The 19,653-nt window shown below is 50.8% G+C and carries 18 protein-coding genes and 2 pseudogenes; 11 read left to right on the top strand and 9 right to left on the bottom strand.

Annotation, left to right across the window (positions count from 1 at the left end; all coding sequences use genetic code 11):
- Positions 1-273 (bottom strand): annotated as a pseudogene (locus tag NLX71_RS11385) (hypothetical protein); the annotation flags it as partial.
- Positions 274-371: 98 nt separating this feature from the next.
- Here NLX71_RS11385 and NLX71_RS11380 point away from each other — a divergent pair.
- Positions 372-698, top strand: a complete 327-nt coding sequence (locus NLX71_RS11380; RefSeq protein ID WP_254363762.1) for a ChbG/HpnK family deacetylase — start codon at positions 372-374, stop codon at positions 696-698.
- An 87-nt stretch (positions 699-785) separates the two neighbouring features.
- On the opposite strand, the gene NLX71_RS11375 is transcribed toward NLX71_RS11380, so the two are convergent.
- On the bottom strand, positions 786-2,108 hold the full coding sequence (locus NLX71_RS11375) for a 6-phospho-beta-glucosidase (RefSeq protein WP_254363761.1): 1,323 nt from the start codon (positions 2,106-2,108) through the stop codon (positions 786-788).
- Positions 2,105-3,088, bottom strand: coding sequence for an N-acetylglucosamine kinase (locus NLX71_RS11370; protein ID WP_254363759.1), 984 nt, complete (start codon positions 3,086-3,088; stop codon positions 2,105-2,107). Before NLX71_RS11370 ends, NLX71_RS11375 begins: the two co-directional genes overlap by 4 nt.
- Positions 3,089-3,316: 228 nt before the next feature.
- On the opposite strand from NLX71_RS11370, the gene NLX71_RS11365 reads away from it, so the two are divergent.
- Complete coding sequence (locus tag NLX71_RS11365; RefSeq protein WP_254363757.1) at positions 3,317-4,090, top strand: GntR family transcriptional regulator; 774 nt, start codon at positions 3,317-3,319, stop codon at positions 4,088-4,090.
- Between the two features lie 89 nt (positions 4,091-4,179).
- On the opposite strand, the gene NLX71_RS11360 is transcribed toward NLX71_RS11365, so the two are convergent.
- Entirely contained in the window at positions 4,180-4,989 is an 810-nt protein-coding gene (locus NLX71_RS11360) for a helix-turn-helix domain-containing protein (RefSeq protein ID WP_254363756.1), read from the bottom strand.
- A 146-nt stretch (positions 4,990-5,135) separates the two neighbouring features.
- On the opposite strand from NLX71_RS11360, the gene NLX71_RS11355 reads away from it, so the two are divergent.
- On the top strand, positions 5,136-5,585 hold the full coding sequence (locus NLX71_RS11355) for an SRPBCC family protein (RefSeq protein ID WP_254363755.1): 450 nt from the start codon (positions 5,136-5,138) through the stop codon (positions 5,583-5,585).
- Here NLX71_RS11355 and NLX71_RS11350 read toward each other — a convergent pair.
- Together NLX71_RS11350 and NLX71_RS11345 are read right to left on the bottom strand one after the other, a co-directional pair.
- Positions 5,582-6,760, bottom strand: coding sequence for an acyltransferase (locus NLX71_RS11350; RefSeq protein ID WP_254363754.1), 1,179 nt, complete (start codon positions 6,758-6,760; stop codon positions 5,582-5,584). The genes NLX71_RS11355 and NLX71_RS11350 overlap by 4 nt on opposite strands.
- Positions 6,761-6,898: 138 nt before the next feature.
- The gene (locus NLX71_RS11345; RefSeq protein ID WP_254363753.1) at positions 6,899-7,777 is read right to left on the bottom strand and encodes a hypothetical protein; all 879 of its coding nucleotides are present in this window, start codon (positions 7,775-7,777) and stop codon (positions 6,899-6,901) included.
- A gap of 280 nt (positions 7,778-8,057) precedes the next feature.
- Here NLX71_RS11345 and NLX71_RS11340 point away from each other — a divergent pair, with 280 nt between their 5' ends.
- Together NLX71_RS11340 and NLX71_RS11335 are read left to right on the top strand one after the other, a co-directional pair.
- Positions 8,058-8,498, top strand: coding sequence for a flavodoxin (locus NLX71_RS11340; RefSeq protein WP_254363752.1), 441 nt, complete (start codon positions 8,058-8,060; stop codon positions 8,496-8,498).
- 636 nt (positions 8,499-9,134) lie between these two features.
- Positions 9,135-10,826, top strand: a complete 1,692-nt coding sequence (locus NLX71_RS11335; protein ID WP_254363751.1) for an AMP-binding protein — start codon at positions 9,135-9,137, stop codon at positions 10,824-10,826.
- 144 nt (positions 10,827-10,970) lie between these two features.
- Here NLX71_RS11335 and rocF read toward each other — a convergent pair whose 3' ends face one another.
- Positions 10,971-11,882, bottom strand: a complete 912-nt coding sequence (gene rocF / locus NLX71_RS11330; RefSeq protein ID WP_254363750.1) for an arginase — start codon at positions 11,880-11,882, stop codon at positions 10,971-10,973.
- A 37-nt stretch (positions 11,883-11,919) separates the two neighbouring features.
- Entirely contained in the window at positions 11,920-13,128 is a 1,209-nt protein-coding gene (locus NLX71_RS11325; protein WP_254363749.1) for an ornithine--oxo-acid transaminase, read from the bottom strand.
- A gap of 465 nt (positions 13,129-13,593) precedes the next feature.
- Between NLX71_RS11325 and NLX71_RS11320 the strand changes: the two genes are divergently transcribed.
- From NLX71_RS11320 to NLX71_RS11295, 6 genes and pseudogenes are all read left to right on the top strand, one after another.
- Complete coding sequence (locus NLX71_RS11320; protein ID WP_254363748.1) at positions 13,594-14,037, top strand: DUF4275 family protein; 444 nt, start codon at positions 13,594-13,596, stop codon at positions 14,035-14,037.
- A 402-nt stretch (positions 14,038-14,439) separates the two neighbouring features.
- Complete coding sequence (locus NLX71_RS11315) at positions 14,440-15,666, top strand: ArnT family glycosyltransferase (protein WP_254363747.1); 1,227 nt, start codon at positions 14,440-14,442, stop codon at positions 15,664-15,666.
- Positions 15,667-15,755: 89 nt separating this feature from the next.
- Positions 15,756-16,706, top strand: coding sequence for a helix-turn-helix transcriptional regulator (locus tag NLX71_RS11310; RefSeq protein ID WP_254363746.1), 951 nt, complete (start codon positions 15,756-15,758; stop codon positions 16,704-16,706).
- A 64-nt stretch (positions 16,707-16,770) separates the two neighbouring features.
- On the top strand, positions 16,771-17,328 hold the full coding sequence (locus NLX71_RS11305; protein ID WP_254363745.1) for a GyrI-like domain-containing protein: 558 nt from the start codon (positions 16,771-16,773) through the stop codon (positions 17,326-17,328).
- A 56-nt stretch (positions 17,329-17,384) separates the two neighbouring features.
- Positions 17,385-17,813 (top strand): DUF1801 domain-containing protein, encoded by a 429-nt coding sequence (locus NLX71_RS11300; RefSeq protein WP_254363744.1) that lies wholly within the window; start codon positions 17,385-17,387, stop codon positions 17,811-17,813.
- An 86-nt stretch (positions 17,814-17,899) separates the two neighbouring features.
- A pseudogene (locus NLX71_RS11295) lies at positions 17,900-18,097 on the top strand (sigma factor); the annotation flags it as partial.
- A 128-nt stretch (positions 18,098-18,225) separates the two neighbouring features.
- On the opposite strand, the gene NLX71_RS11290 reads toward NLX71_RS11295, so the two are convergent.
- A complete protein-coding gene (locus NLX71_RS11290) occupies positions 18,226-18,801 on the bottom strand; it encodes a HEAT repeat domain-containing protein (protein WP_254363743.1) in 576 nt (191 codons plus the stop codon).
- Between the last annotated feature and the right edge of the window lie 852 nt (positions 18,802-19,653).

Here is a 19,653-nt window from a genome sequence, read left to right as displayed (position 1 = left end):
GTCATACCATTTGGCGATTACGGCATTAATGTCCTTAGGAGCGGAAAATGTATACCATGCGATGTTGCTTCCGATATATTTTACTGTATTCCCGTTGTTGTCTGTGAATTCGGTAACCGTGGACGTCGGATTGTTAAAAGATGGGCCTACGTTGATTGTCACTCCATCCAACAGTCCCCCCGTATACTTGCTGGTTGCAGCTTGGACCGAACTTTCTGGTAGCAATTGCAGCAAAATGACTAGCATCATAAGTAAATATCCAACCTTTTTCAAATAAAAAACCTCCATTATATTGTAGTTGAAAAAAAAGGTGTTAAAATTTACTATTCGATTTAAATCGACAAAATCCTCCTTTATTTTACACATTTTTTATGCGAAGCTTTGCCGACCGGAAGGGCGTCACGATCATCGATCATCTCCGCAGCCTCCCCCTTGTGCAAGGACCGGGGGAGTCGTATGAGTTGTTCCGGGACAGCATGGCGGCTTTGCTTCGTTCGCTAAAGCCCGGCATTACGGAAATCATCATTCATCCTTCGCGGATCGACGAAGAGCTCAAGGCTATCCATTCCCATTGGGAGAAAAGGGGTATGGAGTTCGAGGTGTTTCGCGATCCAGCCATTCGTCAGGTGATCGCTTCCAAAGTCATCCGTCCGATTCGCTGGTCGGAGCTGCGGAACCTGATGCGAAAGGGAGCTTAACCCGCCCGAGCACAAAAATAAAGATCCCGCCAGACTCCGAAAGGAGCAGGCGGGATCTTGTTTGTATAGGAGCTTGCGACGTGGTCATTAACGCTGCCAGTAAGCAGGCAGCTCCGCTTGGTTTTCCTGCAAAATATCGTCCAGCACCGACTTGGCCAGTGAAACGGAGCCAACGAGCGGATGAAGGGTCAGCGCTTGAAGCGCGGTGCCGTAATCCCCGGTGACGGCAGCTTCGACCGTCAGCTCCTCGTAAGCTTTTACCGCTTGCAGCAGCCCGCGGATTTTGGCGTCGATCGGCGTGATCAACTGCACCGGATGGGCGCCGTTCGCGTCGATCACGCAGTTCACTTCCACGGAGACGTCGTCCGGCAGGCAGCCGATGATGCCGTTGTTGCGCACGTTGACGGTTTGGATGTCCTTTTTGTTATTGTAAATGGAAGAGACCAGGTTCAGTGCCGCTTCGGAATAATAGGCGCCGCCGCGTTTTTCGAGCTGCGGGGGCTTGACGTTCAGGTTCGGGTCTTTGTACATCTCGAACAGCTCGTCCTCGACCTTCTTCACGGCTTCTGCCCGTGTACCGGTCGTTTCCGCCGCATGGAGCTGCTCTTTCAGCATCTCGTCGCGCAAATAATAATAACGGTGGTAAGCGCACGGAAGCGAGCTGAGAGATTTCAAAAATTCGAGATCCCAGCCGAAATCCGGGATGTTCTTCATCGTAAACCCGCTTTGTCCGCTTGCCGCTTGGAACAGCACCTGCTGGGTCACGTCGACGCCGTCCACGATCACACGAGTCGTCCAGTTCAGATGGTTGATGCCGATCATCTCAATGTCCACTTGGGAGACGTCGACGTTCAACGCTTTGGCGATCTGCATTCGGGTGCCGATTGGTAAATTGCAGAGCCCCATCGTCCGGATGCTGGAATGCTTCAGTACGGCTTCCGTCACGATCCCCGCCGGATTCGTAAAGTTGAGCAGCCAGGCATGGGGCGCAAGCTCTTCCATGTCCTTGCAAATGTCCAGAATGACCGGAATCGTGCGAAGCGCCTTGGCGAAGCCGCCCGCGCCGGTCGTTTCCTGCCCGATCAGATTGTAGCGCAGCGGAATGCGCTCGTCCCGGGCGCGTGCCGCGAGTTGGCCGACGCGGAGCTGCGTCGTGACGAAGTCGGCATCCCGGATCGCCTCCCGGCGGTCCAACGTCAAGTGGAGATTGATGGGGACGTTCGCTTTTTCCAGCATGCGCTTGGCCAGGTTGCCGACGATTTCCAGTTTTTCCTTACCGGCTTCGATATCGACGAGGTACAAATCTTTTATGGGAAGCTCGGGATACCGTTTGATGAAGCCTTCGATTAATTCCGGCGTGTAGGAAGAGCCGCCGCCGATAACGGCTACTTTTAACGATTCCTTTTTCATGCCTCATACCCTCCGTAAGCTGCAAATTTGGAATGCATAGCTTCGCCTGCCGCCAGACCCAGATGGTCCATGCCGAGCAGCACGGCGCCGTAAACCGGAGCCATCTCCGGAATGATCAGTTCGATGGAGCCATGCTCCTGCCGGACCGTCTCCTCCAAGGCGGCGAGCAAATGCGGATTGCGGCCTTTCTGCACGACGCTGCCGACCAGCACGATCGGAATCGTTTCCTTCCGGAAGCCGCCAAGCCGACGGATGACCGAGCACGCCGCAATGCCGAGCTCCCGGCCGGTTTCCTGCAGGAGGCGGATCGCCAGGGCGTCGCCTTCGTCAGCCGCTTCGTGCAGCACGATCGTGAGATTGCCCTCCCGCAGCGAATAAATGTCCCGGTCCAGAAAATCGTTCACCATCTGCTCGACGGTGTCGAAACCGAAATAACGAGGCACTTTGTGCTGCAGAACGGACGGAATGTCCCGGTATTCCCAGGAGCGAACCGCCGCTTGGAATGTCCGCGTCGCCATGTAGTGGCCGCCTGCAGCGTCGCCGTACAACGTTCCGAGCCCTCCGGTTTGAATCGTGCGGCCTTCCTCATTGCGTCCCGCCGCATTCGTGCCGCTGCCGCAGACGAGCACGACGCCCGCATTGTCCGGACAGCCGATGCGAAGGCCTTCCATCGTATCGCAGACGACGTCCCAATTCGCAAAAGGCAGCGTCGCCAGCGCCGGACGGAGAATCGAGAAATCGTGCTCCCGGTCCGCACCCGCAAGGCCGTACTGGACGAAGGCGATATCGGCATAGGTCAGGCCAGCCCCTTGGACCGCCAGCTCCACCGATTGCCGGATATGCCCCAGCGCCTTCTCGATGCCGACAATCTGGTGATTGCCGCATCCGGCAATGCCGCTTCCCCGCTTGTTTCCTTGCTCGTCGATCACGACCGCGTATGTCTTGGTTCCGCCGCCGTCTACGCCGATGATATAGCGCATGCTGAAGTCGACTCCTTTCGTTTTCCCAAGAAGCATTTGTTATTACAAATATTATTAATTTGTATTTGTCATTACAAATTTAACATGCCTTCCGAGCGACGTCAACGGGTTGTTTTCGGATAAAACAGGCTCTTGAATACCTATCTTCAACGTTGTATCCTATAGTTGTATCTAAATTTGTATCGAATGTTTGGATACAATGACTATGGTCCTATCGGAGGTTTCAACGTGGCGAAAACGAAAGCAGACGCTCCGCTCTATCATAAGCTGAAAAATCGTTTACTGGAGCTGATCGAATCGGGAAGGTATCGGCCCGGGGACCGCTTGCCGACCGAATACGAGCTGTGCGAGCAGTTCGAGGTGAGCCGGACGACGGTGCGGCAGGCGCTGCATCATTTGAAGCTGGAGGGGCATATCGAGCAAACGCAAGGCAAGGGCACCTTCGTCGCTTCTTCCAAAATTCAGCAGCCGCTGTCCAGCTACATCAGCTTTGACGATTATATGAAGCGCTTGGGGCTAACGGGCGAAACGAAAGTGCTGGAATTTGCCGTGGTGCCGGCAACCGCGAAGCTGGCCAAGATGCTGCAGGTCGCCGAAACGGACCCGCTCTTCAAGCTGGTCCGCATGCGGTATGTAGACCGAACGCCCCTGAAATATTCCATTACGTATATTCCGTGGAAGGTCGCGCCAGGCCTTGCCCTTGAGGATATTCAAGGCTCGCTGTACGACGTATTCCGCGGCAAGTACGGGCATCAATTAAGCAAATGCGTCGACTGGATCGAGCCGATTCTGACCGATGATCAGTACAGCGACTATTTGGAGGTGGGCGTCGGGGCTCCCGCCTTGATGGTTCGTTCCGTTACCTATGATACGGCGGGCAAGCCGCTGGAGCATTCGCAGGAAATATTCCGCGGCGACCGTTCGAAATTCGTGCTGGAGCGCGATCTCCAGTCGCCTTCTGCGAATTATACAGGACTGCTGCCTGATCCGTGGCAGCATTAGCCGGACGGCGCAGAATAGCCCCGGAGCGCGACAAAGCGGCCCGGTTTCAATGAACCGGACCTGCTCCACGCTGATTTTGCCTATTCGGGTTAGCCCGAATGATGATTCCTGACGTATTGCTCCGGCGAAGGCCCCACGATCGACTTGAAATCGCGGATGAGGTGGGACTGATCGTAGTAGCCGAGCGCCAAGGAGAGCTGCGACCAATCGGGAACGGAGCCATGGTGCATCTGCTCGGCCGCTTCATGAAGCCGGTAGCGCCGAATGACCCATTTGGGGCTTACGCCGACATAGCGGTCGAACAAGCGCTGCAGCGTCCGCTTGTGTACTCCGGTTAGGCGCACGGCATCATCCACTTTGACGATGGTCCGGTCGTTTTGGATGCGGCTGACGATGCCACTCACAAAGCTCACGTTGTCGTCTGGCGCCGGGAGCCGCTCGCCGAGGAACGTTTCCACCCGGCTCAACGCGGGCTCGATATCTTCCTGGGCAAAAATTTCTTTCTCGAGCGGCCCGCTGTCCATTCCGAACACTTCGCGGAAGCTGACGGAGCTGTCCGTCAACCGGGATACCGGCTCGTTCAGGAAAGGATAAAAGCCTCCGGGTTTGAATTTCAGGCCAAGCACCCAGCCTCGGTCCTGAAGCAAATGCGAGGAGGTCGCGCTGGCAACGCCGTAAATGCGCGTAAGCTCCGGTTCGAACACCAGGTTGACGTTCGGATGAGTCAATACCGTCTGACGATACGGCGCTTCTCCGTGCAAGTCCCACTTGACGATCCAATAATGCTGCGCGAAAAAGCCAATCTCCGCCGAAGGCTGGAATCGGGAAAGCACAAACTTTGTTTCGCCGGTTTTCGGATGCAATAGTCCTCTGGGGGTCTCGTCGGCCGTCCTGTGCATCAAATCTCTCCCTTGCTCCGGCGTGGTGGGAAAATTGTTCTGTCGCGTTTTTCCTATACGCTTGTCCGCAGCCGAATGTATAGTAAGAGTAGCAGTCGGGGCGTCCGATTGCAATTCCAAAATAATAGATGCGCGGAGGGATAAGAATGGATCTTGTTTACCATTACTATATCGGGGCGTCACCAGAGGACGTCTGGCAAGTATTGATTTCGGACGAAGGCGTGAAAAAGACGATGTTCGGCTGTACGATTCGCTCCACCTTCGAGGTCGGTGACGATTACGCGTATGTGGGACCCGGGAACGACGGAGACGAAACCGTCCACGTCTACGGCAGGGTGCTCGCCATCGAGCCGAACCGTCTGCTTAGCGTGACCGAGCATGCCGGACCGTCTTACCGGGACAACCACGCCGAGCTGGAGACCCGGATCACGTTCACGCTGGAGCCTATGGGCAGCTGCACCAAGCTGACGCTGGTCAACGACAAGTGGCCGGCCAATCATCCGTCGTACGAGAATACCCGGCAAAGCTGGCCTATGATTTTGAGCAACATCAAAACCTACGCCGAAACGGGCAAAACGCTTGATTTCGGTTATTAATATCGTGTCAAACGGGACGGAGATTTGCCTCGTTCCGTTTGACTTTTCCCCAGACCGGTCATCCATTGCCCGAGGAACGGAATCCTGGACAGTGCAAATGTGGCCAGCACCGACATCGCCGAGCAAAGAATAAAGGCAAGGATCGCGCGAAGCGTGACGTTCACCTGTGGAAGCAGTACGTCAGAGAGCAAGGTAGCGCAGGTCAGCATCAGCGCATGGATCAAATAAGCGCCATAGGAATATTGGCTGATAATCCGGAGCACACGGCGCGTAAAGCCCTTCGCGGATTCGGCGACACGTATTCCGAACTTATATACCACAAGAATCGAAACAATCAAGAAAACCGCCGTCACTGGGCGCAGCAAAAGCAAGTCCTCGTAGTGATTCTGAGATGCGGGGATATTTTCGAAGCCGGCAACGACACGATACGTCAAGTAAGCGGACAAGCTAAAAAAAACGGCATACACCAGCGGTCCGTTGCGTCTCAGCCATTCCCTCCAGTGCGTTAGCGCCGAACCGGAGACCGCTCCAAGGACGAAGTAGTAGAAGAAATAGAGCGAGTTGCGGTCTGCATATTCGGTCAGCATCGGAGTCAGAACCGGCAGATTCCATTGCTCCGCCGCCTGATAAAGCGGCCATATTAGAGTCATACCATACACATACACGATAGCCAAAAGCACCATGGTGGCGATCGCGCGCCCAGATGTCACGATTCGGCTTCGCACATCCCGGATCACCCAGCGCCAAAGCGTAAACGTCACGTAAAACGGAATGATCATCACGATATACCACAAGTGATACGAGGCTTTGCCGGTAAATGCCAGCCCCGCGAACTGCTGTACGCCTGCGAAGAGGCCGGTGCTTTGCAGCAATGCGGGAGCAGCATAGATGAGGGACCAGAACAAATACGGGACGCCGATGTCCTTCAGTCGCTTTTGCAGAAACGAACCGTAATGTAGCGGCCCATCATAATTGTAAAATAGCACGAGACCTGTAATAAAGATGAACACAGGGACAGCAAACTTGGAAAGAAGAAGAAAAAGTGTAAACATCACGCCATCCGAAAGCGTTGTATCCGGCTCGGACAAATAGTGGCCGATCGAGTGCTGCAGCACAACGGCCAGAAAGGCGAGCGCCCGTAAAACATGTATTTCTTCAATGTTGTTTTTTTTCATTTCGATCTTCTCTGACCCCCAAACGACAATAAACCCTACTGCTATGATTCAAACAACTTTATCATTAATAGTGTAAAGCATGGCGTTTATAAAAGATAGGAATTTCTGGAATTGAATTAAAAAAAATTTCCGTTTTCTTTACCGGCGTCCTCTACGAAGCTTCGGGCTGATCCACACGGCGGATTCTCCGGTTTTGGAAGAAGGCTCTGGTTTTGGAGCCTTCGGTTGTTTTGAAACGAACAGGCGGGAAGGGGCGGTTTTGCGGGTCCGCGATTTGCCGCTCCGGCTGGCGGTCACGGTTTTGGCGACGGTTCGTTGTGCGGACCTCGACCGGTATGACGATTTTATAGGCTGAGCCGAATCGTTCGGCGCAGAACCGGTCGAAGGGTCGACGGATTCCGGTGCGTCCGATAGCGGCGAGAACGATAGCGTCCGGGCCGCTTGATCATAAGCAAGCAGGCACGGCTGCCCGTTGCCCAGACGAAGCTTGGCCGCAGCTCCTGCCGACAACACGAATTGTTCGCTAAGCTCGTTTTGGGGCACCGAGAGGCGGAGCTTGACGGAAGTATTCCCGCGTCTGGCCCGTACGGTCCGGCTCCTTCGTGCGTCGGCCATTCCGAGCTTGATCAGTAACGAATACCCGATTCTTACTCCCGGTTCCGGTTGGCCCTTTTCGGTAAGCACGATGACCCGCTCTTTGTTCACGCTAATTTTGGTCAGAGTCATCGTCTGTTCGAGCTCGTTATATTCCAGTAGACAGCGGGCTCCTCCCCGCAGCTTGGCGGCTTGGGCCGTGGCCGGCCCCATTTCAATGTAATGAAACAGGCATTCGTCGTCGTGTTCCCGCACGATGCGGATTTCTTTTCCCGGACTGCCTTCTTTTTTCAAAACGACCATCGTTCCGTCCCGTAGCGTGTGCAGCTCGTGTTCGTAGCCGTTTATACAATTCGCGACTACTGTCATCGTATCCTCGCTATGCTCAGGGTTTACAACGACATCGAATAGTCCTCTAGCCACTTCGATCCTCTCCCATAATGCCGATGTAAGTTTCTGTCCTGTTAGCACCTATATAAGGTATGTCATCCGCCGTTCTATGGTATGGACAGGTGTCTTGAGACACCTATCACGAAAAAAGGACGCGTTCCCAGAACGGCGAATTGAATCAGGTGCCAGCGGAAGGCGATGCGGACCGAAAGTGGGCAGCTTCTTGAAAAAACATAATTGACAATGATAATCATTATCACTTAATATGATTGAGGAAGTAGATGGAACATGACGGAAACGGAGGAGCTTGGATATGAAGCTAATTATTGTGTTTGCCAGCATGACGGGCAATACGGAGGAGATGGCCGACGAGGTCGCAGAGGGGGTCCGCGAAGCGGGAATCGAGCCGGTCGTCAAAAACGTGATGGATGCAAACGGTCACGAGCTGGCAGATTTCGATGGCATTATTCTTGGAGCCTACACTTGGGGCGACGGCGAGCTGCCCGACGAATTTCTCGATTTCTACGAAGAGATGGACGGTTTGGAGCTGAGCGGGAAAAAGGCGGCGGTCTTCGGTTCGGCCGATTCCTCGTACGCGCAGTTCGGAAAGGCGGTCGACCTCCTCAAGGAGAAGCTGGAGGAGCTAGGAGCAGACGTTGTCGCAGAAGGGTTGAAGGTGGAGTTAAACCCGTCGGATTCGGATAAAGCCGCCTGCCGGGCACTCGGCAAACAGGTGGCGGACGCTCTGGTCTGACACGGCTGCCGCGCGCCGGCTCGCCTTATCGTAGCGCTGCGGCCGGCGTTTCAGCTCATCGAGCTCGGCCTCGGTCCAGCTCTTTCCGCAGTTTCGCCAGCGACGCATAACCAGCTTGTACGGCATCTTTCTCGGTTAAACGCTCCTTTTCCGCAACGGTCTCCAGCTCGATCCGACAAATTCGGCTTGCAGAGCTCGAGAGGTGATTCCAGCGGCCGAAGCGGGAGCTTAAGCCGCCGCATAGTCGGTCCAACAGAGAAGCGCACCTCTTTTCGGGCAAGAGTGTCGTTTGCAGCCCCGGCAGGTGCGCTTCCATTTGCCTCTCCGTCCCCCGCAAGAATCCCGCCAGTACCCATGGATCAATCGTTTGCCTTCTTACCTGAATCCTGAATCTCACCTATGGCATAGACGCAGCGTGCGGCGCATAAATTACCAAGTACAGGGGAAATGGCGGCGCTTTCGGACAATCTGGCCTGCCTTTTGCCTCAAACGGTCAAGGCGGACGGCCCTGTGGTTAGTCCGTTAGGGCGGGTTACCGTTTCCCCAATCGGCCGCCGCCGAGGCGTCATGCGTGACCGGCGAAACCGTCGGCGTCGGCCTCCAGACCAAGGCAACCTTGCATGGAGGTGGTTTTAAATGTCCGACAAGCCTTGGCTGCGTCACTATCCTGCCGAGGTGCCGCCGACGTTCGACTACCCGCGACATTCGCTGGCTTGTTTTTTGACGGAGTCCGCCCGTATGTACCCGCAGCGCGCCGCTGTGGATTTTATGGGCAAAACGATGACTTACCGCAAGCTTCTGGAGCAGGCGAGCCGATTTGCGAATGCGCTCGTCCGGCACGGCGTGCGCCAAGGCGACCGGGTGGCGCTCATGCTGCCGAACTGCCCGCAAACGGTCATTGCGTATTTCGGCACGCTGCTTATGGGCGGCATCGTCGTGATGACCAATCCGATGTACACCCCGCGCGAGCTGGAGTACCAGCTCAAGGATGCGGGGGCCAGGACGATCGTCACGCTGGATCTGCTGTACCGGCGGGTATCGGAAATTGCCGAGTCCGCCGAGCTGAGGCATGTCATCGTCACGTCGATCAAGGACTACATGCCTGTCCCGCAAAAATGGCTCTACCCGTTATTTGCGAAGAAGCAGGGACTGGACCGGAAAGTCGTTTATGGCAACGGTGTCTATCCGTTCCGGCAATTTATGGAGCGGAGTTCCCCGGAGCTTCAGCAAGCGGAGGTGGATGCGGAACACGATCTGGCTTTGATCCAATATACCGGAGGCACGACCGGGCGGGCCAAAGGAGTGATGCTCACGCATTGTAACCTGATCGCCAATACGATTCAAAGCCGGCTGTGGTCCTACCGTTTGAAGCCCGGACAGGAAACGTATTTGTCGGCGCTGCCTTTTTTTCATGTGTTCGGGCTGACGGTGCTGTTGAATCAGTCCGTTTATTTGGGCGGAACGCTGGCGCTCCTGCCGCGATTCGAGACCGGCTTGCTGCTTGAGACTATTCGCCGGACGAAGCCGACCGTGTTCCCCGGCGCGCCGACGATGTACATTGCCCTTCTTCAGCAAACCCGCAAGCCGCGGTTCAACCTATCTTCGCTGAAGCTGTGCATCAGCGGAGCCGCTCCGCTGCCGCTTGAGGTGCAGGAGCAGTTCGAGGCCATCTCGGGGGGCCGCCTCGTCGAGGGCTACGGCTTAACGGAAGCGTCGCCTGTCACGCACGGGAACAACATCTGGGAGCGGCGGAAAATCGGCTCCATCGGGATTCCGTTCCCCGATACGGACGCGCGGATTGTCGATCCGCAGACGCTGGAGGAGCTGCCGGTCGGAGAGATTGGCGAGCTTGCCGTCCGCGGCCCCCAAGTGATGAAGGGCTATTGGAACCGGCCGGAGGATACGGCGGCGGTGCTGAAGGACGGATGGCTGTACACCGGCGATATGGGAAGTATGGATGAGGACGGATTTTTTTATATTTTGGACCGCAAAAAGGACTTGATCATCGCCGGAGGCTTCAATATTTATCCGCGCGAGATCGAGGAGGTGCTGTACGAGCACCCGGAAGTGGCGGAGGCCGTGGTGGTTGGTGTGCGCGATCCTTACCGGGGGGAGACGGTGAAGGCGTATCTGGTCATGAAGCAGGGCAGCGAGGCGGGAGCCGAGGAGCTCAACCGGTGGTGCCGGGAGCGGCTGGCCGCTTACAAGGCGCCCCAGATTTATGAATTTCGCGATCATCTGCCCAAAACGATGGTCGGCAAAGTGCTGCGCAGAAAGCTGCTGGAAGAAGAGACGGAACGGACGGAAGGCGGAACACCCGGCGATTGACGGCAGATGCAGGGCGGCCTGATCCGCGCCATCATGCGTAAGCTCATATAAAACGAAGCAAAGTGCTTCTGCAGGCAGCGATTGCGCTGCGGCAGAAGCACTTTGCTTTTACAGGGATGCCGTCCGAACGCGTCCGGCAGCCGATCACAAAATTTGCTCCCCAAGCAGGGAGCCGATCAATTCGACGGCGAGCTGTGCCGTCTTCTGTCCCGTATCAAGCGACGGATTCACCTCGACCAGCTCGGCGGACGTCACGATTCCCGATTCATGCAGCAGCTCAAGGGCCAGGTGCGCTTCCCGGTAGCTGAGCCCGCCTTTTACCGGCGTTCCCGTGCCGGGCGCTTCGGCCGGGTCGAGGCTGTCGATATCGAAGCTCAGATGTACGCCGTCCGTGCCTTTGCCCGCCACCTGAACGGCTTCTTCCATCACGCTGCTCATTCCGCGCCGGTCGATGTCGTGCATCGTGAAGCAGGTGATGCCCTGCGCCTTGATGGAGGCTTTCTCGCCCGGATCGAGATCTCTTACCCCGAGAAGGACCGTATGCTCCGGCCTGATCTTCGGGCGAATGCCCCCGATTTGGGTTAACCGTTCGTCGCCTTGCCCGAGACTTGTGGAGAGCGACATGCCGTGGATGTTGCCCGAAGGCGTTGTATCGGGCGTGTTCAGATCGGAATGGGCATCGATCCAGATCACGCCGAGCCGGCTATAGTGCGAGGCTAGCCCTGCCAGCGTACCGATCGCGATGCTGTGATCGCCCCCGAGAACGAGCGGGAAGCTCCCCTGCTGCACGATACGGGAGACGCCGGCGGCCAGCGCTTCGTTCACGGCCAGCACGTCGGGTAAATGCTTTAGTGCGGTAAGCGGAAGCGCATCTTGGTCAAGCTGCGGCTCCGGCCAAGTCAACAATCCGGCATCGTTCCATTGGATGCCGAGCCGGCGTAATTTTTCCGGCAGACCGGCTTGCATAATAGCTTCCGGGCCGCCGCAGGCCCCCCGGCGTCCGGCCCCCAAGTCGAAAGGAACGCCGAGAAGGGTGATTGAGTTTGCGCGAGTCATGCCGTCCAGCTCCTTCTTCTGTGCTTAGTTCAAGGCTCTATGCGCTCTCATGCTGCGGCAGCAGTATTTCTTCGAGCTGTTCCAGCGCCATATCGAGCTCTTCCTTGGCAATGATCAGCGGGGGAGCCAGACGAATCGTATGCTCATGCGTTTCCTTGCATAGAATTCCGCGCTCTTTGAGCTTTTCGCAGTAAGGCCTTGCCGCCGTCTCCAGCTCGATCCCGATAAACAGCCCGCGCCCACGAACCTCACGAACAAGCGGGCTGCGGAGCCTGCGGAGTCGCTCGATCGCATACTCGCCCAACTCCCGGGAGCGCTCGGCTAGTCCTTCGGACTCGATGACCTCCATCGCAGCGATCGCGACGGCGCAGGCGAGCGGATTGCCGCCGAAGGTCGAGCCATGCGAGCCGGGGGAAAATAGCTCCAGCACCTCCCGGTCGGCCGCTACAGCGGAGACGGGCAGCACGCCGCCCCCGAGCGCTTTGCCCAAGATATACATATCGGGTATGACCTGTTCCCAGTCGCATGCGAACCGTTGGCCGGTCCGCCCGAAGCCGGTCTGAATCTCGTCGGCGATAAATAGCACGTTTCGCTCCTTGCACAACTGCCAAGCTTGGTGCAAATAGCCTTCCGGCGGCAGGATAATGCCTGCTTCGCCCTGGATCGGCTCGATGAGAAAAGCGGCCGTATTCGGCGTGATAGCGTTTTCGAGCGCCTGCAAATCGCCGTAAGGGACAATCGTAAAGCCGGGGGTAAACGGACCGAAGCCCTTCTTGTATTCCGGCGTTGTAGAGAAGGAAGTGACCGCAAGGGTCCGGCCGTGAAAATTCCCTTCGCAGACAATGATTTCGGCCAGCGGCTCCGCTACTTGCTTTCGCTCATAGGCCCAGCGTCTGGCCGCCTTCACCGCCGTTTCCACCGCTTCCGCCCCTGTGTTCATCGGCAGGATCATCGGCTTGCCCGTCAGCCTGGACAGCAGTTCGAAGAACGGTCCGATCCGGTCGTTATGGAACGCCCTGGACGTTAAAGTGACCCGCTCGGCCTGGTCCTTCAAGGCCTGGATGATTTTCGGATGCCGGTGCCCTTGGTTTAGCGCGGAATAGCTGCTCAGCAGATCAAGATAACGCCTGCCTTCCGCATCCTCGACCCATACGCCCTCGGCTTTGGAGATGACAATCGGGAGCGGGTTATAATTGGGAGCGCCATAATGCTCCGCCAAACGAATGAAATCCGTCGTTCGGCTCACGTGAATTCACCTCGGTTTCTTTTGATTAAAACTGGAAGAAAGTATCTCACTATACATATATTCCATGCGGACTTCGACTGTCCTTCTTTCAAAAGGAAAATTTTATAGGAAAGTGTCCGCGGTTAGGTTTTGAAGGGGAGGGGGCGGCAGTTTGCTGTTGAAAGATTTTTGCTTCACAAATAATTCTTTGTACCGAACGAAAATTTTGCACGATGTGCTTTATAAGTGGCCGAGCAGCAACGACAAGATAATTAAACCCGTTTGGAAACTATAACCCAATCATGATAAAATAACATGAAATCCTAAAATATAGAAAGGGATATTCCAATGAAACAAAGTGAAATCAAATGAAGCTGTACAGAGCTTAAAGTTGCGATATCCACAATTATGTCGAGTAAGCGTGTGCCTATTTAATGAAGTAGATTCTCAACTGAAACTCAACTAACGGATTTTGGAGGAACTGAGATGGATTTGATTGATTTGTTACAAAATAAAAAAGTTAGCGTAAGGAAAATCCCCGAATGGGGAAAATATCTGCGTAATCAGTGGGAATATCACTTCGCTAATCATCTTAGTCATGAAGAAAAGAAAGCAATTTATCTTCATGATGTTGACGGCGGTGCTTGTGGCTATTTATGGCACTTATTTAGTTATAAAAAAAGGGATTGTCTTACAGAGGATGAAGCAGAAACTGCATTTCATAATGTACCAAAGAACTCTTGTTATGTGTTTTATCAACACTTGGATTATGCGTTGATTCTCGAGAATGCATCAATGATAAACGCCGAGGACTTTGCTAACGAAACTGATATTTATGTTGTTGATAAAGAGTTCACTTGGACTTATGTAGTAACGCATGAAACAGGATGGTGTGGTCCATATTTTAGTCGAAAAGACTGTAGGAATTAAATCTATGTCAGGAACAAACCATAGTATTCGAAGCATCTTATTCCGCGGCATCAGTCATAATTGGTCTAAAATACCCATTGAGTTCGACAAATAATTCCAAAAGTAGTATGATAGATTCATGAATTAGAATTGGACGGTGTTTCTATGGAACTAATTTGGAATGTCGTTGGGATAACTCTTCTAAGTTCGACTTTATATTTATCTCTAAGAGTATTTTTTAAAAAAATGGATTAAACCGATACAAAAGTTTTACCATTTGGAGGCATTCTCCCTTTGCGGGGAAATGTCTCTTTTCTTTGAGAGGGTGCAAACTTTTGTGACAGGTACGCAAGGTAGTTTTTTTTGAAGTTGAAATCTGGTAATATAACTTATTATAATATAGAAGCCAAAATGGAGGATTCAATGAGAAGACAGGATAAAAAAAATTTCATAAATTATAAACGAATCATTCATTGGGCGTGTTTTGCTCTTATTTTAATTATTGCTTTGTATTTTCGCGTTAAATTTGTTCAAAGTGTTTCACATGAAATGTCACCAGATGCAGTGAATTATTCTAAGATGGCCCAACAATTAATCGAAAAAGGATTTTATGGGTATAACAGTACAACTCCAAACGCGTATGTTACGCCAGGTTATCCGCTTTTTGTTGCCCTAAATTACATCATAGCTGAAAAATTGAATTGGGATCCTCTTGTTTTGACTCGATATATTCAAATATTTCTGAGTATGTGTACGCTTGTAATGATTTATGGCTTAACACGAAAGCTGGCAAAAAACGGGATAGTAGCTCTACTAGCGGTATTTGTTACTGCGATTTATCCACCTTTCATATGGGCAAACGGTGCAGTTTTAACTGAAGTTCTTGGCACTTTCTTTTTTATGGGATATATACTTTGGCAGCTTTACGCATTTGATTCATCTTCTCGGCGTCATTCACTTATTTCAGGTATTTTAATGGGTCTTACTGTATTGGTACGCCCCGAGTTTTTACCCGTTATTTTCGTACTCTATGCAATAAGGTGGTGGCAGCAACGAGATCGACGAGTCGGGATCATGTTATTATGGAGTTTGCTCGGAATTGTGTTGGTACTTTCACCTTGGTGGATTCGCAATGCCGTAACGTTGCATGAATTCATTCCGCTCGCTACTCAAACAAATCCACTTATGGCTGGATCATTCCCATATAACAATTACGAAGATAACATGGTTGATCGTAATGGAAAAAGCGATTTGGAATTTACAAAGGAACGGCTAATTTTCGGTTTTACCCATTATCCGCGCCTTTTCCTATGGTGGTATACCTTTGGAAAGTTGGAATATCTGTATTCCAACATGTATCATGGAGGGGGCCATGCACCGTTTTACAAGGTTATTCTGTCGTCAAAACTGCTACATGATGCTATTGTCTGGTTTGGAGCAGCAGCGATCCTGATTTCGTTCCTTCGATTGAAAGAACAAAAAATAATGCTTGCAGCTGTGATTATTATCATGTCATTGATCCGCTTAGCTTTCGTACCTGAATTTCGATATAATTTTTCGCTTATGCCCCTATTCATTGTCTTGGCCAGTACAACGGGTTATCAAATATATTGTTTGATGCGAAACAGGAATGAAAGGAAAACCGAATGAAATACTTACAGGCTGCCTTCGGGCAGCCTTTCTTGATGTATATGAGGTAATATATAATGATAGCGAGCATGTAATGGAGGTCAACTACTGTGAAATTGGAAAGGCTCCTATCTATCATCATCTTGCTGCTGAATCGCCGCATGGTACAAGCCAAGGAGCTCGCTGAGCGGTTTGAGGTATCCGTACGGACGATATACCGGGATATCGAAACGATAAATGTGGCCGGCATCCCCGTTGTCACCTACCAGGGAAACAACGGCGGCATCGGTTTGGCGGAAGGTTACCGCTTGGATCGCAATGTGCTGACCAACGACGAGCTTGCTGCCATCGTCACCGCCCTTCGCAGCATCTCCACCTCATACGGCAACGAGCAGCATCTGCGGTTAGTGGAGAAAATCAATAGCATCGTCCCGCCCGCATACTCCGAAGAATTCCGGCATATGACGAGCCGTGTCCTGATCGACTTTTCGCCATGGGACGGCAACGAAAGACTGCAGCCTACACTGCAGCAGTTAAAGGAAGCGGTGGATAGCTGCCGTATAGCGGAATTCACCTACTCCAATGCGAAAGGCGAAGTATCTCATCGAATCGTTGAGCCTCATATGCTCATTATGAAAGGAAAACAATGGTACTTGGAAGCCTACTGCCAGGAGAAAGAGCAGTTCAGATTATTCAAATTAAAGAGGATGAAGGAGCTGGAGATAGCCGATAGGACATTCATTCGCCGAGAGCTGCCGAAGCAAGATCGCTCTGGAAACCAGAGCCCGACCGAGCCGTCTCAGGCGACAGAGTTCGTCTTGCGATTCCGTGCTGAATCTCGTCATTTGGCGGAGGAATGGTTTGGGATTGAGGCGTTATCGCCAGTTGATGACGGCAGTTGGCAAGTAAAGAAAGCATATCCGGAAGATGAATGGTTGTACGGTTTTATACTTAGCCTGGGACATCATGCAGAGGTTCTTGAACCCCCACATCTGAGAGAGATCATCGCCAGCCGTGCGGAGCAAGTAGCGAAAATGTATAGAAGCGGTCATTTAACCTGACAGATAGCTGTCAGGTTAGCTGTGTTATACTAGTCTTATTCCAATTAAAGGAGAAGGATTAGCGATGAAACAAGACGAACTTCAATCAAAAGCACAAACTAATCAAACCGCAGATGCGGCTGTCTCGAAACGAATCGAACCTACCCGTGTCGAGGAGCGTCCGTCCTTCACGCTGGCCGGAATTAGCGTCGTCACGACAAATGAGGCTGAATTAAGCGGGCAAGGGAAAATTGGCAATCTGTTTGCGCAATTTCACTCAACTGATATTGGCGGACAACTGGGTATCCAAACACAGCGGAACGGCTTTTACAGCTGCTACTTCAACTATGAACAGGGAGATGGCGGACAGTATGAAGTAATGGTCGGCGTACACGTTCGAGAACCATTGCAGGACCCATATCCCGATTCCGTAAAGACGTTTACTGTTCCCGCTGCTAAATATGCCGTATTCGTGACGGAGCGGGGGCCGATTATAGAGATGGTGCAGCGGGCTTGGGCCGATATTTGGCAATGGTCGCAACAACCCGGCAATGATCGGGCGTTCACCGGCGATTTTGAGTATTATGGTCCGGATATCGATCCGAACAACGGACAAGCAGAAATTTATATCGCATTGCGTTAATACGGTGCAACACCGTCCCTGTAAATGAACATCCTTGATGCAAAATGTGGAAAGGAATGATCAGCATAGGTGCGATTGAAAACATAAAGGTAGCTGATGTATTCGACCGTTATCCCAAACACATACAAGAAAAATTGTTGTTTCTCCGCCAATTAATACTGGATACTGCATCAGAGACAGATGGCGTTGACACGGTGGAAGAGACACTAAAATGGGGCGAGCCTAGTTACATCGCAAAAAGCGGAAGTACCATCAGAATCAATTGGAAAGAATCGAACTTAAATCAGTGTGCCATGTATTTCAATTGCAACTCAAAACTGGTGGACACATTTAGAGAACTTTATCGGGATCAATTCAACTTTGAGGGTAACCGGGCGATCATGTTCGATGCAAATGATGAAATACCCGTGGATGAATTGAAACAATGTATTTCATTGGCACTCACTTACCATACCCGAAAGCATCTTCCCATGCTGGGCATATGATTTGAGGCTCCAGCCCACGTACATGTACAACTGATGTTATGTGTGCTGGGGCTTTGTTCATTAAACAGCTAACCCTTGCGGAATGCGTACTCGTGCACATTGTCAGGAAATTCGACAATACGGGGGAGGGTCAGGAGGATTTAATCTCCATCGGTACGATCGGTTTGATCAAAGCGATTGAATCGTCTTACCCGGAAAAAGGGACCAAGCTTGCGACCTTCGCGGCGCGGCGCAGTGCATTGAGAATGAAATTATTAATAAAATTACATTTTAGATGCGTAAAAAATGAATCAATAGAGGCCAAAGGGCCTCTTTTTTTGTTTGGCTGAAGCGGGATAACATTATTACGTTATAAGGTGCTTCTTTTTTTCGTTAAAAAAAAGGATGCGGCTAAATACCGCTCCCATTTAATTTATATTAACTTGGATAGCTTCTTAATTGCTTTTTTGGCTTCGTTCCTTACCCATTTTACGGGATGTTGTTCTAATAGTTGAAGGTCAGAAATAATTTCCGGCATTTGATACTTAGCTAATGCCATAATAACATGTCCTACTACTTCATTATCGTCTAACAAACTTTTTAATAAAGGTAAAGCTATACTATTTTTAGTTTGACCAATTGCTATTATAAACATTTGACGTGACATACCATTTTTTTTATCACCAGCTACTTCCATTAACTTAGGTAAGTTGCCCTCATCATCAATTAATGAAATGGTGTTTCCAATAGCCCATTTAAGATTCTGGTTGGCTGATTTCTCGTACTCATCCAATAAAATAGGCATTGCTTCTTTAAAACCTTTAACTCCAAGACACCTTACCAAAAATTGCTTATCACTTTCGTCGTCTACTTCCGTAAGATATTTTAAAAGCAAAGGAAGTAGGTTCTTATCTTTAGTACCTATCTTCATTAGATCATCAATGCTAGTGATTTCATATCCTACGTTGCGTACATCTTCAATTAACCTATCCTTATTTAATGTCTTCATAAATATCTCCTTATTAATTTAATCAAATATATAATCTGCTCTCCAAGGTGTTACAAATTTTTCAGGATCAATTTTGAATTCTTCGCAAATCTCATATAAATCCAGTTCATTATCAAAAGCACGAGCATATTTCACTTTTATGTTCCTATCGTAAAGATCACTATCCCATGAATTATTATAAATGTCTATATAGGGGATATTGAATTGGAAATTTTGTTAATTTTATAACATATTAAAACATATTTGTCGATGCACCCACAATAATAGTCGAAAAGATAAGAGTTAGGTAACTCTAGTTTTTACTAAATTAAAGTGTTCCGCAGTTCAAGCGCTGTTATTACACGATTACGAAAGAGTTTAAAAAGTAGGAAATTTTGTACAATTTACATTTTACAATTTACTAACAAAAAAGTAAGTTGATAATTAGCTTTCCCGCTCCTTCACTATGCAGGAATCCCTTCAAAATAAAGCTATTCTTACATCGTAAATGTTATCGTGAGAGCCTTTATTTATTAGGGTTTTTTCATATCGAAATACGTGCAATTTTCATATAACAATCATGTTTCACTAGATGAAACTAATGAAAATGAGGGTTAAAACGATATTGTGTATCGATTAGGGTTTTTGTGTTCACACTTTCTTAAAGATTGGATTGATACCAGTTGAAAAATTTTGCAAAATACACAACATTAGTAATTTGGGTATTCTTGGTTATTTATTTTGGTAATATGCTGGGAGTTCCTAAAAACTTGTATTATTACATCATATCTTTTTCTCACGCCTGTTGATTAACCAAAATAAGGTATTCAAAAATTGAAAAAAGGCCACTCTTTCGATAAAATCGATTCTACC

The sequence above is a fragment of the Paenibacillus sp. MZ04-78.2 genome, from assembly GCF_024213375.1.
Classification (GTDB): Bacteria; Bacillota; Bacilli; order Paenibacillales; family NBRC-103111; genus Paenibacillus_G.
This window is presented reverse-complemented; position numbering and strand designations above follow the sequence as displayed.

Excerpts from the sequence above, each read along its gene's own strand:
- NLX71_RS11380 (WP_254363762.1), top strand. The coding sequence starts at position 372 with ATGCGAAGCTTTGCCGACCGGAAGGGCGTCACGATCATCGATCATCTC.
- NLX71_RS11375 (WP_254363761.1), bottom strand. The coding sequence starts at position 2,108 with ATGAAAAAGGAATCGTTAAAAGTAGCCGTTATCGGCGGCGGCTCTTCC.
- NLX71_RS11370 (WP_254363759.1), bottom strand. The coding sequence starts at position 3,088 with ATGCGCTATATCATCGGCGTAGACGGCGGCGGAACCAAGACATACGCG.
- NLX71_RS11360 (WP_254363756.1), bottom strand. The coding sequence starts at position 4,989 with ATGCACAGGACGGCCGACGAGACCCCCAGAGGACTATTGCATCCGAAA.
- NLX71_RS11355 (WP_254363755.1), top strand. The coding sequence starts at position 5,136 with ATGGATCTTGTTTACCATTACTATATCGGGGCGTCACCAGAGGACGTC.
- NLX71_RS11350 (WP_254363754.1), bottom strand. The coding sequence starts at position 6,760 with ATGAAAAAAAACAACATTGAAGAAATACATGTTTTACGGGCGCTCGCC.
- NLX71_RS11340 (WP_254363752.1), top strand. The coding sequence starts at position 8,058 with ATGAAGCTAATTATTGTGTTTGCCAGCATGACGGGCAATACGGAGGAG.
- NLX71_RS11335 (WP_254363751.1), top strand. The coding sequence starts at position 9,135 with ATGTCCGACAAGCCTTGGCTGCGTCACTATCCTGCCGAGGTGCCGCCG.
- rocF (WP_254363750.1), bottom strand. The coding sequence starts at position 11,882 with ATGACTCGCGCAAACTCAATCACCCTTCTCGGCGTTCCTTTCGACTTG.
- NLX71_RS11320 (WP_254363748.1), top strand. The coding sequence starts at position 13,594 with ATGGATTTGATTGATTTGTTACAAAATAAAAAAGTTAGCGTAAGGAAA.
- NLX71_RS11315 (WP_254363747.1), top strand. The coding sequence starts at position 14,440 with ATGAGAAGACAGGATAAAAAAAATTTCATAAATTATAAACGAATCATT.
- NLX71_RS11305 (WP_254363745.1), top strand. The coding sequence starts at position 16,771 with ATGAAACAAGACGAACTTCAATCAAAAGCACAAACTAATCAAACCGCA.
- NLX71_RS11300 (WP_254363744.1), top strand. The coding sequence starts at position 17,385 with ATGATCAGCATAGGTGCGATTGAAAACATAAAGGTAGCTGATGTATTC.
- NLX71_RS11290 (WP_254363743.1), bottom strand. The coding sequence starts at position 18,801 with ATGAAGACATTAAATAAGGATAGGTTAATTGAAGATGTACGCAACGTA.